Origin of the sequence: Shewanella sp. SM95 (genome assembly GCF_025653595.1) — a bacterium.
Classification (GTDB): Bacteria; Pseudomonadota; Gammaproteobacteria; order Enterobacterales; family Shewanellaceae; genus Shewanella; species Shewanella oncorhynchi.
Window position 1 is genome coordinate 63,407 of the sequence record NZ_JAKKSE010000016.1, and the last position, 12,508, is coordinate 75,914.

Genomic DNA, 12,508 nt, shown 5'->3' on the forward strand with positions numbered 1-12,508 from the left:
TTGATTTTAGTTCATTTACGTCATGATTCTAGTCTAAAACGTCAATACTTTGACTTTTAGCCAAAAAAAAAGACGCAACCAGTGCGTCTATTTTTAATCACGAAATAAGATATTAACCCGCTTCAGAATGTGCAGAAATATTATGTTTATCTGCAGGAATTGCATCCCAACCCTCTTTGATAGTACGTAAAATGTCACATACATCATCGATTGCTTTCACATCATTATTTAGGTTAGCTTCAGAAATTCTACGCAACATAAAGTCATATAAATCACTCAAATTTCTAGCTATCTGGCCACCAGCATCCATATCTAAGCTATTGTTTAAACCAGTAATAATCCCAATAGCTTTGCCAATGTACATGCCTTTATTAGACAAGTCATTTTGTTCAATCGCAAGGCGACTTTGTGCTAAACGTTGTAGTGCCCCCGCAAACATAAGCTGAATAATACGATGTGGTGACGCAACAGTAATTTCACTCTCTAAAGACACCTTACGATACGATTGCAGTGATCCTCTCATAAACACCTACCTGTTTAAATCTATAGTCTCATAAACACTAATCTGGCGCTTATTCTTATTACCTGCATGTAATAATGCTTGTCTATCTGCCATAACAACACTTGCTTTACCTGTGTACTCTTGAGTAAGTTCAAGCTGATGTTGAAGATAATCAACATCTGTCATATTAGCATCAGCCACTAATACATTGAGTAAAATTTGACGCTCTCCAACCAGTACCTGCAAGTTCGACACCAACTCGTCAGATTGAGACTCTTCAGCAGGAAGCTGAGTCAGCTTATTTAAAATTTCACTCAAAAGGACATTAAGCTCATCGAGTTGTTTCACTTATACTTCCCTTACTCATTTATAAATTCACTATCGTTTTTTAACAGCTCCAGGAAGCGAATTCAAACGATCAACAAGACCACTGCTCTGTTGATTGAGTTGACCAACGACAAGATCCATCGCATTAAATTGCTTCGTTAAACGCGCGGTTAACTGATCCATTTTAAGCGTAAAGGCTTCTCTTTGATCTGCGATTTGGCTTTGCTGATTGGTATATCCGGTTTGACGAGAAGCAATCAATCCTCGAGACTTGACATAGCTATCTGCAAGATCATTAAAGCGATTAGCAAGCCCTTTATCTGGTGTCGAGAATAATGCCTCAACACTGGCCATATCTTCAGAGATGACTTTATTAAGTTTAGTGTCATCGACAGATAACTTACCATATCTATCTGTTTTTATACCTATATCATATAATGCTATCGAACTGCCGCTATCAGTTGGCACTCGTTCACTCGATATACTTCGGAGTTGCGATTCTATAGAACGGATCATAGAGTCGCCCTGTAATGCAGCTGCTGTTTTTTTCTCTTTATCATAGGACGACATTTTATCAACTGCTGTCGCTAAACTATTGTAGGCATCGACAAAAGCTTTCACATTTGTCTTTACTGCATCATCATCTTGTTCAATTTTTAACGTAGTCGTCTTAGAAACATCAGCATCAGTTAAGTTTAACGTCACACCTGCAATAGCATTTTTAACTTCATTAGTTTGTGAGGTAACTTTCTGATTATCGATATAAACAACCGCATTTTTAGCATCTTGAAGCGTGGAGATATTTCCAGCACCGAACATATCATTTAGTCCAGTTCCAGTCGTGTCATTAGCTATAATACTAATTTGATTGTCTTCACCTGACTTATCTGAACTAAAAACCAAACGACTGCCTGCATCACTGGTAATAACAGTTGCAGTTACGCCCGCATTATCTGGTGATTCATTAACTTTTTTAGCAATCGCAGCAAGCGAATCGGTAGCCGAAACATCAATGGAAAAATTCTTACCATTGATACCAAAATCAAGGCTCCCTTCACCTACAGGTAATGCAGGATCAGCAACGTTTTTTCCAGCAATTTTATGATTTACGGCAAGTTGCTCAACTTTGATACCATAGCTACCGGCTTGTGCAGTTTTGTCTGTTGTTGCTGACAAATAAGTTTGATTACTAACAGATACCTTACGCAGATTGAGGGCATCGCCAGTTTGAAGTTTTTTTAAGGCATCTTGAAACGTAGACAACGCACTTTTTAAGGTTCCCATTGCAGAAACTTTTGCTTTGATGCTGTCTTCCGTTTTATTAAACATCGCTTCTTTCGGTGTTTTTTCGGCATCGACTAACACTTTAACAATGTTGCCAATATCCAAACCAGAACCGATACCCATCGCTGTTAATGCCATATAAACCTCTTACTCTTCAACTATCACTACTAGTAATGTGGATATCTACGCCTCTGTTTTCATCAAAAGCCCAGTGACTTCAGATAATTTCTCAGCTAAGGCTAATGCTTCTTCACTCGGCATTTGCCTAATGACATCGCCAGTATCTCGGTCAAGTACAGTCACAACAGCTTGTCCAGAGTTCTCATCAACCTTAAATGCTAAACCTTTACGCATCATAGACATCATATCAGACAACTCTGTGGCAACTTGAGCCAGCTTACTCGGATTCTGTTCATTTTTCGTTACATCTTGTTCCGCAGCTTGTTCACTAGCCGTATTTCGCTTTAACTCAGTATCTGGAGCAGATACTTTTAGCGGCGTTTGAGCTAAATCAACCTTACTGTGAAGCATAGAAGGTGAACTTGCTATATTGATATCCATAGCCATACCTCAGCAAATTTAGTAATAACTTTAAATAGTTACATTAAAATTACCCTATAAAACTACATTAACCTTTAAAGTGGCAAAGGGAGATCCGTCACCGAACCTCCCTTATCACTTTCTCACTATTCTGCGTTAAACTACAGCAGTGACAAGGCCACTTGAGGTAACTGGTTGGCTTGGGCCAACATTGCAGAACCCGTTTGTTGTAACACTTGATTCTTGGTCATTTGTGATGTTTCTTTCGCGAAATCCACATCAACAATTCGGCTCTTCGCATCAGCAACGTTTGCTTGAGTATTAGCACTGTTACTAATGTTGTATGCTAAACGGTTTTGAATCGCACCCAATTTTGCTCTTTGGTTATCGATTGTTTTTATTGCTGCATCAATATTTGTTAGTGATGTACTTCTCTGAGCCGCTGTAGATACTTTAATATCTGATGCCTGTACTTTTATCGCACTTGCAGTTACTTTACTCACCGAAATTGCAATATCTTCACTATTTTGATGGCCAACTTGGAAAGTTTTTCCACTTGAAAAACTGCCGTCTAATAGTTTTGTGTTACCGAATGCTGTTGTGTTAGCGATTGCAGTGATTTCAGTTGCAAGCGCATCAAGTTCTGATTTTATAGCACCAATATCAGATGTTGAATTTGAACCATTTTCTGCCTGAATTGTTAAATCACGCATACGTTGCAACATGTTAGTTTGTTCTTGCATCGCACCTTCAGAAATCTGGGCGATTGAAATGGCATCGTTAGCATTGCGCATACCCACATCCAAACCACGCACTTGGCTGTTTAGACGGTTAGAAATCGCCAAACCTGCAGCATCATCTTTGGCACTGTTGATACGTAAACCACTTGATAAACGTTCCATTGAGGATGCTAATCCAGTGGCAGATGAGTTTAAATTTTTCTGTGCTTTCAAAGATGTGACGTTAGTGTTTACTGTAATGGCCATGATCGTTTCCTCTTTATACCTGGCTTGTGAACTTGCCTGTCTACTTAAGCCAGGCGGGTCTTAGTGGTTACACTATATTTAACGGCAGCATCTTTTTTAACTTTAGAGTTATTTTTTAAAATATATTGATTTTATAAAATAACTCTAATTATCATAAGCATAAATATCAAACCCTATAAAACTTTGCCTACTTTTCTAGATAATTCTAGAACAAGTAGGCAAAAACACTTCAAGATAACGCCAATAACTTCACATCAGTAACATTAACCAAGAAGAGATAATGCAACTTGAGGTAACTGATTAGCCTGCGCAAGCATAGCTGAGCCTGTTTGCTGCAGCACTTGGTTCTTCGTCATAGTTGCAGTTTCTTTTGCAAAATCAACATCAACAATACGGCTCTTTGCATCAGCAACGTTGGCTTGAGTATTAGCACTGTTACTAATGTTGTACGCAAGTCTATTTTGAATAGCACCTAAGTTTGATCGTTGAGTATCAATAAGTTTGATTGCTGCATCAATATTTGTTAATGAAGTACTTCTTTGCGCAGCAGTTGAGACCTTCACATCAGATGCCTGAACTTTCAAAGCACTTGCAGTGACTTTCGATACTGAAACAGTTATGTCTTCTGTATTTTGATGTCCGACTTGGAAAGTTTTTCCCGCAGCAAATGAACCATCAAGTAACTTGGTATTACCAAATGCAGTGGAGTTTGCAATCGCAGATATTTCAGATGCTAGCGCATCAATTTCTGATTTAATAGCACCTATATCAGATGTTGAGTTCGCACCATTCTCAGCTTGAATAGTCAAGTCACGCATACGTTGTAGCATATTGGTTTGCTCTTGCATCGCACCTTCTGAGATTTGAGCAATTGAAATCGCATCATTTGCGTTACGCATACCCACATCTAAACCGCGCACTTGGCTGTTCAAGCGGTTAGAAATGGCTAAACCAGCGGCATCGTCTTTCGCACTGTTAATGCGTAGACCACTGGATAAACGTTCCATTGAGGTCGCTAAACCGCTACTGGAAGTATTTAAATTCTTTTGTGCCTTCATTGAAGTCACGTTGGTATTTACTGTAATAGCCATGTTGAGTTCCTCTTCCTAGTTATACCGCCAAGGCTTGGAGCTTGGCTAAATTTTTAACAATTTATCTTACAGATGGATAGGTACTTGCTTTCTGTTAAATAAAGTCGAACAGGGAAACAGAACCCACCTTACTAAACACGCTAGAGACTGCGTTCAATGCAAGCTGTTGCTTTTCAAATTCCGTAATCGCTGATGCATAATCGAGATCTTCCAAGAGTGATAGCGCTGATGAGTTCACCACTTTCTCCTCGGTATGAGTCTCTTTGTAACTTTCGACAACTTTCAGATTATTCCCCGCCACACTTCTGGCAGAACTAATTTGATTGACGCCACTATCGATGTTATTCAATATCTGTGCCAACTGAGCTCGCCCTTGGGGAGTGTTGGCAGAATTAGGGTCTTCAATTAATGCAATCGCACTGCTGATCGTATCGAAAATACTGACTTCGGCCTGCGGCTCCATGGTGAAACTATCGCCAGCGCTGGGTTTTCCATCAATTTTAACTTCTATACCATTAAAACTAACGGGATTAGTGGCATCGAAGTTAGCTACGTTTGCGACGGGATTACTTGCAGAATCGAGCACTTGCAAGTTAGTACCACCGGCACCATTATCAGTGAAGTTAAATGTATATGTATCAGCAACATAAGTTGCTGTATCAGCAATTTTTGCTGTTTTAACGCTTAACTCCCCCTGCTGACTGGCCAAATAATTGACGCTATAATCACCAAGTCCATTGGGTGCTTTCATAAACGCGCTATCGCCAGGGATGTTTGTCCCCATGGCAACACCCGTTTGTACTAAACTATTTTTGACGCCAGAATCGCCGCTATACACTATTTTAGGCGGCGTCGAGTTATCAAAAGCAAAAGGTTCTTTATCGGTACTGAAACCAGAGAACATATAATTGCCAGATTCATCCTTACTATTCGCAATAGAGAGCAATTCTTCTAAGCTGCCTTTCATCTCTTCGGCAATCATTTGCCGCTCAGTTCCTGAGAGTGTGCCGTTTATCGCTCGCATAACTTGCTCACGCATAGAGCCAGTTAAATCTTCAGCACTACCGAGTTTGCTTTCTGCCACAGCAAGACGATTTTTCGCATAGTCAATATTTTTCATAAACTGATCGACTAGCGCATTTTTCTGATTCAGATTATCGATACCCTGTGACGCCACAGGATCATCACCAGCAGTATTGACTTTCTTACCACTGCTCAATTGGTCAAGAATTTTGCTGGTCGCCGTTTGCTTTTGCAGCACACTGGTAATGCTTTGATTAAAAATCTGCGCGGATGATAATCGCATAGTTAAATCTCCTAACGCACAGAGGATAATAAGGTGTCAAAAATCTGCTGTGCAGTCGTCATGATCCGCGCAGAGGCTTGATAGGCTTGCTGAAAACGCATTAAATTTGCTGCTTCTTCATCTAAGTTCACACCCGACTCACTCTCTACTCGCGCATAAGCTTGTTGATACACGGCCTCTGCCGAACCGACACGCACTTCAGCCGCTTTCGTTTTACTGCCTACCTCGAGCTTAGTATTCTCGAACACATCAGCTAGGGTCGACTTTCCCCCATTCATCACCTTACTTTCGCTAAACTTAGCCATAGCGACAGCATTAGAGTTATCCCCCTCTGCGAAGGATAAATCGAAGGTAAATCTGTCATTGCCTGCAGCCGCTTTGCTGTCAACTTCAAAGGTAAAACCAAAAGCGCTAATACTCGGAGGCGTATAAGGGGCTGCAGCCCCAAGGGATGTTCCCGCGGCGTCGAATGCTTCATAGGTTGGAGGCACAACTGTGGTATCGAGCTTTATCGTCAACTCACTGCCCGTTACAGGGAAATTTGCGGCATTACGATTGCTAATTTGAGTCAGCTTCACTTGGGTATTGCCAGAGTTAGCGGCATCTGCGGTAATCTTTGGTGATGCGGCGGCAATGCCTTTAGGGTCTTTCATGACCACTTCAATGCCATTTGAAGCACCCGCTGTCGGGCGAATGGCAAAACGATCGCCAGACGCCATAGCGCCCGCTTTTATGTCAATTGAAAATCCAGATCCACCCGATAAAGTCGAGCCATTTAACGTCAGTGGCGTAATTGCCCCCGTTTTCGAATCTCTCAGTTCATAAGTTGCAGGCGCGGTAAATGACAGTTCGTAGGCACCACCAGTTAATAAACTGGTGTCATCTATGGTGACGCCTAACGTTGCATTACCCGTATTACCAGAAAAACCTGCTGCACGGCCCAAAGACATCATAGGATCGTTGATATCTTTGAAGATATTGGCACCAACTTGCCCATTGAGGTCAATACCTTGTGCTTGCATTTTATTGAAGTTATCAGCCACGCCCAAGGCTAATTGGTCGAGCTCATGACCCGCGGGAATTAACGTTTGATCACGATAATCAAAAATGGCCCCTAACTGACCGCCAAGTTTACTCGGATCAACAGTGACACTTTGCGAACCAATACTTGAAGTCAATTGGAGCTCATTCGGAAATGGATCACCCGCTTGGACTCCCATCGTCATAGCAATTTCACCAGAAACCAACATCACTGAGCCACCGAGCATTACGCTCTTAGCACCATTTTCTAATGGAATAACATTCACTTGAGCATACTGGCTTAACTCTTGAACAAGTGCATCTTGCTTATCAAGCAACTGCGCATCCTGATTCGGCGACTTCATTAACTCTAGGTTTAAATTTGCCAGTTCTGTACTGATCTCATTGATACGCTTAGTCATACCAGTGATCTGGTCATTGGTCTGATTAAGCTGGCCATTCAAATACGACTGCATCTGATTAAGACTGCTGGCAACTTGCTGTGCGTTTGTTAGAGTCGAACTCCGAATACCCAAATCTGCAGGCAAATCAGCCACACTATTCAGCCCCGAAAACAGGTCATTCAAGCTTTGTGGCACAACTTTACCTACCTGTGAAAACAGCTGATCTAGCTCACTCAATTTACCGTAGCTGGCTTCGGCGGCACTTAACGTTGTTTGGCCAATGCGTAACTCTCTTGCGGCATAGTCATTGTAGATACGCTTAACGTCATTAACGTAAGTTCCTGTGCCATAAAAACTACTACCAAAACGCTGCGATTCAAGAGTCGACTGGGTTGCCACTTGTCTGTGGTAACCAGCGGTATTGGCGTTAGCTATGTTATTACTGGTAACACCCAGTTGCGACTGGGAGGCAAGCACCCCAGTTCGCGCTATATTCAGTAGATCAACGGCCATTAGTTGACACTCCTATGAACAAACAGGGTTGTAAGATTCATCATTTGTCTTCTCCTGGCAGAATTGATTTCAGTTCTTCACTGATCGACTGCATCACTTTAATCACTTTTTCAGCGTATCGAGGATCAGTGGCATAACCCGCATCCTGCAAAGCTCGGATGAATTGAGTAGGGGAAGCGGCCACTTTTTTCGCATCTTGATAACGTTCACCTTCGGCAATGAAGGACACAAAATCGTTAAAGCTATGCTCGAAATCACTATAAACTCGGAAGTCAGCTTTTTGCTGGACAGCAACACCGTGCTCAAATTCTAAGGTACTGACGTTAGCCTTATCACCTAACCAACGACGATCAGCTTTAATGTTGAATAGGTTATGACTCGGCGCACCGTTATTGCCGCGGACGATTTTTTGTCCCCAGCCAGTTTCCAGTGCCGATTGCGCCAACAATACTTCTGGTTGAGTACCTAATGTTTTTGCGGCTTTTTCAGCATGTGGATATAAGGTCGCTAAAAATTCTTCTCGACTACCAAACCTGACAATCTTTTGGGTTTCCCTAAATGCTGCCGTCGGCAAAACTTGGCCGCTAATCACAGGTTCTACCACTGAAAGTGATTGTTCACTCCAGCTCGGCTTAGGCGTATCGATAGCCAGTGAACGATTAGGCGCATCAATGTCCATTGATGAATTGGCATCTTCAGCTCTATCCGGTTCAAATACAGGCCGAGCGATAGCAGCCGGCACACCATGATTTACAACTGTGGGTTCAACCACAGGAGCGGCTGAACTCTGCATAGGCACATTAAGCGCTTTATCGTCGTGGAGCATTTTCATGCCACCATCGTCACGCAATACCGATGCAGGCGTGAAATGACTTGTTTCGGGAGAGAGTTGCTGCACCATCATATCGGCAAGGCCCAATACACCTTTGTCAGATAAATCGACCGATAACTGCTGATCGCGCATCTGCTCGTAAAACTGAGTGTATTGGCTATTGAGTGGACTATCAGACTGAAAAACCGCATTGGCATCGCGCATACTTTTCATCAGCATTTGCACGAAAATACCTTCAAATTGTTGGGCGACCTTTTTCAAGGCGCCCTTCTCATCTTTCTGAGCCTGGGCGCGGAGTGAATCTAGCCCGCCCAGGTCAAGAAAATGTGATGAACTTGAAAGCTTTTCCATGATTTTCCCGACAGAAATTAGATGATAATAAGTTCACCATGCAAAGCTCCTGCCACTTTTAATGCTTCAAGTATTGCTAACACATCTGAAGGGGCTGCACCGACTAAGTTAACCGCTCTAACCAGCTCATCCAGCGTAGTGCCTGGATTAAACATAAACATACGACGGTCACTTTCTGTCGCTGTGATCGTACTGTTACTCGTGACGGTTGTTTGACCATTTGCCAACGCGTTAGGCTGCGAAACCTGTGTCGCCTCCGCAATCGTGACAGTCATGCCGCCATGGGTAATCGCCGCAGGGAGTAAGCGTACGTTTTGCCCAACCACTATGGTTCCAGTACGTGAATTAACGATCACTTTGGCAGATTCCTCTGCGGGAACAACATCAAGGTTTTCAAGCGTTGCTAAAAAGGAGACCCGTTGTGATACATCACGTGGAGCAGTTACCTGAACAGACGTCGCATCTAAAGGACGCGCCATATCAGGACCTAATAGATCATTGATCGCATCGGCCATTCGCTGCGCAGTAGAGAAATCCGAACGACGTAGGTTAAACGTCAAATAATCGCCAGTTGAAAATGGGGTTGCAACACTACGCTCAACAATCGCGCCATTGGGTATACGACCTACAGTTGGCGTATTTTGAATCACCTTTGAACCATCTAAACCATCGGCACTAAAACCACTCACCACTAAACTACCTTGGGCTATGGCATACACATTACCATCTACCCCTTTCAAAAAGGTCTGTAATAAGGTGCCACCGCGTAAGCTTTTGGCTTCGCCTAAGCTAGATACCGTCACGTCAAGATCTTGACCAGGTTTGATAAAAGCGGGCATATCCGCATGTACGGCTACCACTGCAACGTTTTTAATTTTCGGTTTGACGTTGTCCGGGAGATTAATCCCAAAGTTTTTGAGCATAGTCATAAAGGTCTGCTCGGTATAACTGGTTTTTTCCCCCGTTCCCGGCAAACCGACCACTAAGCCATAACCAATCAACTGGTTACTACGCACACCTTGCACATTGGCAATATCTTTAATTCGTTCAGCCTGACTAGGTAGAGAAAACACTAGCATGGCAACGGCTAACACCAGTTTATATTTCATGATACGACTCCTTAGAAGGGCCACCAGTCGCTCATAAAGAACTGGCTTAACCAGCCCACTTTTTGAGCATCTGCGAAAGTGCCTGTGCCACTGTATTGGATACGGGCATTAGCCATTCGCGTTGAATCGACAGTGTTATCGGGTTTAATGTCCTGCGAGCGAACGAGACCAGTGACACGAATAAACTCATCACCATTATTGATTGAAATCCATTTTTCACCACGGATCACTAAGCTGCCGTTGTTCAGCACTTGCATCACGTTTGCCGAGATGCTGCCATCTAGACTATTGCTCTGATCCGCATCCGATTCACGCTTAGTGTTCATGCTATCTTTGTAACGCAAATCAATTGGCACTCCGCCAATGGACACATTACTACCACCAGCAAAGATGGGATCTAAGCTCATGTCTGAGCCTTTTTTGATCTGATTGCCTGCACTCTTCTTAGCTTGAGTCGATTCCTTCAATACGATAGTGATAATGTCACCGACTTTGTGGGCGCGTATATCCGAATACAAGCTAGATGCCTGACTGTCTTGATAAATAGAGCCAGTTGCGGCAATTTTTGTCGGCGGCGCCTCTGGGTATACCGGCGCGTAAAAGGGATCATCCGCAAGGGGTTTCTTTTGCGTCGAGCTACAAGCTGCAAGCAATAACGCGACGGCCAACACAAGATATCTAGCCATGATGTTTGCCTCTATAAATTCTGAGTCACATAAGACAGCATCTGATCTACCGCTGAAATCACTTTGGAGTTCATCTCGTAAATGCGCTGACTTTCGATAAGGTTCACCAGTTCCTCGGTCACGTTCACGTTAGAGGTTTCTAAGGCGCCCTGACGAATCGCTCCCATGCCATCGAGCGAAGCGGTACCTTGAATTGGCGTGCCGCTCGCACCAGTTTCCGTATATAAGTTTTGTCCCATAGGATCTAAACCCGATGGATTAATAAAATCCGTCATAGTCAACTGACCCACGACTTGGTTCTCAGCGGTACCCGGCGTTTTTACTGAAACTTCACCCTCTGCTGAAACGGTAATACTGGTCGCATTATCAGGAATAGTGATCGCGGGTTGTAGCAAATAGCCAGAACCTGGCGTCACAATCTGACCCGTATCGTCTAAGGTAAACTGACCATTTCGAGTATAAGCAGTGGTTCCATCAGGGAGCTGGATTTCAAAAAATCCAGGACCTTCAATCATAAGATCCAGCGAGTTATCCGTCGTCAGCATGTTACCCTGAGTAAACATTTTTTGAGTGGCGACGACTTTCGTACCCGCACCTATGTTTAATCCGTTGGGTAACTTAGTGTTAGAAGCACTAACACCACCCGCTTGGTTAACTGTTTGATAGAGTAAATCTTCAAATACTGCGCGGCTTTTTTTGTAGCCCACAGTGCTAGCGTTCGCTACGTTGTTTGAAATCACTGAAATATCAGTTTGCTGTGCGTCTAAGCCAGTTTTACTAATCCATAACGCCGGATGCATAATCTATCTCCTAACTAATACGCATTAATGAAGATGAAGCGCGATCATTCTCTTCCGCGGTTTTCATCATCTTGACTTGCAATTCAAACTGCCGCTGAAGATCAATCAAAGACACCATTTCATCAACAGGGTTAACGTTACTGCCCTCTACGGCACCACTTTCAACTGCGACGAAAGGGTCAGCTGGTGCAGGTTCACCTGACATTTGTCGAAATAATCCATCTTCACCACGCATCATCTGCGCATTGCCGGGATTAACTAACTTCAATCTCGCCACTTCTTCTATCACTTCAGCAGTCGCCCCTTGAGGGCGAACAGACACTATGCCATCCTGTGAAATTGACACTTTATCAATAGGTAATGGCAGCACTATCGGGCCAGCATCCCCCATCACGGGATTGCCTCTGTCGTTATACAACATGCCCGTCGCATCGAAACTGAGACTACCGGAACGGGTATAAGCTTCACTGCCATCTTTCGCCTGAACGGCAAACCAGCCATCGCCTTTAATGGCAACATCGAGATCCCGTCCAGTGGTTTTTATCGGACCAGAGCGAAAATTAGCTGACGGAGATTCTGTCATCGCAAACACCCTTGAAGGCAACCCTTCACCGAAGGCTTGCATCGATCTGGCCTGCGCCATATCTGATTTAAAACCATCGGTATTAGCATTGGCTAAGTTGTTCGCACGGAGTGCCAGCTCATTCATATTTTGCTTAGCGCCACTCATGGCGACATAAAGGAATTTGTCCACAGA

General features: G+C 43.4%; 13 protein-coding genes. All 13 read right to left on the reverse strand.

What is annotated here, in order from left to right:
* Window positions 1-112: 112 nt before the first annotated feature.
* Window positions 113-523 carry a flagellar export chaperone FliS gene (fliS, locus tag L5M29_RS16480; RefSeq protein ID WP_212600932.1) on the reverse strand — a complete coding sequence of 137 codons (411 nt, stop codon included), beginning with the start codon at window positions 521-523 and terminating at the stop codon, window positions 113-115.
* Window positions 524-529: 6 nt separating this feature from the next.
* Entirely contained in the window at window positions 530-850 is a 321-nt protein-coding gene (locus tag L5M29_RS16485; RefSeq protein WP_263168851.1) for a flagella biosynthesis chaperone for FliD, FliT, read from the reverse strand.
* A 30-nt stretch (window positions 851-880) separates the two neighbouring features.
* Complete coding sequence (gene fliD, locus L5M29_RS16490) at window positions 881-2,251, reverse strand: flagellar filament capping protein FliD (RefSeq protein ID WP_263168853.1); 1,371 nt, start codon at window positions 2,249-2,251, stop codon at window positions 881-883.
* Window positions 2,252-2,296: 45 nt separating this feature from the next.
* Window positions 2,297-2,674, reverse strand: a complete 378-nt coding sequence (locus L5M29_RS16495) for a flagellar protein FlaG (RefSeq protein WP_263168854.1) — start codon at window positions 2,672-2,674, stop codon at window positions 2,297-2,299.
* Window positions 2,675-2,814: 140 nt separating this feature from the next.
* Window positions 2,815-3,639: a flagellin gene (locus tag L5M29_RS16500; RefSeq protein WP_263168856.1), complete on the reverse strand. Its 825-nt coding sequence runs from the start codon at window positions 3,637-3,639 to the stop codon at window positions 2,815-2,817.
* Between the two features lie 263 nt (window positions 3,640-3,902).
* Window positions 3,903-4,730 carry a flagellin gene (locus tag L5M29_RS16505; RefSeq protein ID WP_263168857.1) on the reverse strand — a complete coding sequence of 276 codons (828 nt, stop codon included), beginning with the start codon at window positions 4,728-4,730 and terminating at the stop codon, window positions 3,903-3,905.
* 94 nt (window positions 4,731-4,824) lie between these two features.
* The gene (flgL, locus tag L5M29_RS16510) at window positions 4,825-6,036 is read right to left on the reverse strand and encodes a flagellar hook-associated protein FlgL (RefSeq protein WP_263168860.1); all 1,212 of its coding nucleotides are present in this window, start codon (window positions 6,034-6,036) and stop codon (window positions 4,825-4,827) included.
* Window positions 6,037-6,047: 11 nt separating this feature from the next.
* Window positions 6,048-7,973 (reverse strand): flagellar hook-associated protein FlgK, encoded by a 1,926-nt coding sequence (gene flgK, locus L5M29_RS16515; protein WP_263168862.1) that lies wholly within the window; start codon window positions 7,971-7,973, stop codon window positions 6,048-6,050.
* A 40-nt stretch (window positions 7,974-8,013) separates the two neighbouring features.
* Complete coding sequence (gene flgJ, locus L5M29_RS16520; RefSeq protein ID WP_028761202.1) at window positions 8,014-9,156, reverse strand: flagellar assembly peptidoglycan hydrolase FlgJ; 1,143 nt, start codon at window positions 9,154-9,156, stop codon at window positions 8,014-8,016.
* 17 nt (window positions 9,157-9,173) lie between these two features.
* Window positions 9,174-10,265 carry a flagellar basal body P-ring protein FlgI gene (locus tag L5M29_RS16525; RefSeq protein WP_028761203.1) on the reverse strand — a complete coding sequence of 364 codons (1,092 nt, stop codon included), beginning with the start codon at window positions 10,263-10,265 and terminating at the stop codon, window positions 9,174-9,176.
* Window positions 10,266-10,276: 11 nt separating this feature from the next.
* Window positions 10,277-10,951, reverse strand: a complete 675-nt coding sequence (flgH, locus tag L5M29_RS16530) for a flagellar basal body L-ring protein FlgH (protein ID WP_028761204.1) — start codon at window positions 10,949-10,951, stop codon at window positions 10,277-10,279.
* An 11-nt stretch (window positions 10,952-10,962) separates the two neighbouring features.
* Complete coding sequence (gene flgG, locus L5M29_RS16535; RefSeq protein WP_028761205.1) at window positions 10,963-11,751, reverse strand: flagellar basal-body rod protein FlgG; 789 nt, start codon at window positions 11,749-11,751, stop codon at window positions 10,963-10,965.
* 10 nt (window positions 11,752-11,761) lie between these two features.
* Complete coding sequence (gene flgF, locus L5M29_RS16540; RefSeq protein ID WP_105251930.1) at window positions 11,762-12,505, reverse strand: flagellar basal-body rod protein FlgF; 744 nt, start codon at window positions 12,503-12,505, stop codon at window positions 11,762-11,764.
* Window positions 12,506-12,508 lie beyond the last annotated feature (3 nt).

Coding starts and splice junctions, on each gene's coding strand:
- fliS (WP_212600932.1), bottom strand. CDS start 523: ATGAGAGGATCACTGCAATCGTATCGTAAGGTGTCTTTAGAGAGTGAA.
- fliD (WP_263168853.1), bottom strand. CDS start 2,251: ATGGCATTAACAGCGATGGGTATCGGTTCTGGTTTGGATATTGGCAAC.
- L5M29_RS16495 (WP_263168854.1), bottom strand. CDS start 2,674: ATGGATATCAATATAGCAAGTTCACCTTCTATGCTTCACAGTAAGGTT.
- L5M29_RS16500 (WP_263168856.1), bottom strand. CDS start 3,639: ATGGCCATTACAGTAAACACTAACGTCACATCTTTGAAAGCACAGAAA.
- L5M29_RS16505 (WP_263168857.1), bottom strand. CDS start 4,730: ATGGCTATTACAGTAAATACCAACGTGACTTCAATGAAGGCACAAAAG.
- flgL (WP_263168860.1), bottom strand. CDS start 6,036: ATGCGATTATCATCCGCGCAGATTTTTAATCAAAGCATTACCAGTGTG.
- flgK (WP_263168862.1), bottom strand. CDS start 7,973: ATGGCCGTTGATCTACTGAATATAGCGCGAACTGGGGTGCTTGCCTCC.
- flgJ (WP_028761202.1), bottom strand. CDS start 9,156: ATGGAAAAGCTTTCAAGTTCATCACATTTTCTTGACCTGGGCGGGCTA.
- L5M29_RS16525 (WP_028761203.1), bottom strand. CDS start 10,265: ATGAAATATAAACTGGTGTTAGCCGTTGCCATGCTAGTGTTTTCTCTA.
- flgH (WP_028761204.1), bottom strand. CDS start 10,951: ATGGCTAGATATCTTGTGTTGGCCGTCGCGTTATTGCTTGCAGCTTGT.
- flgG (WP_028761205.1), bottom strand. CDS start 11,751: ATGCATCCGGCGTTATGGATTAGTAAAACTGGCTTAGACGCACAGCAA.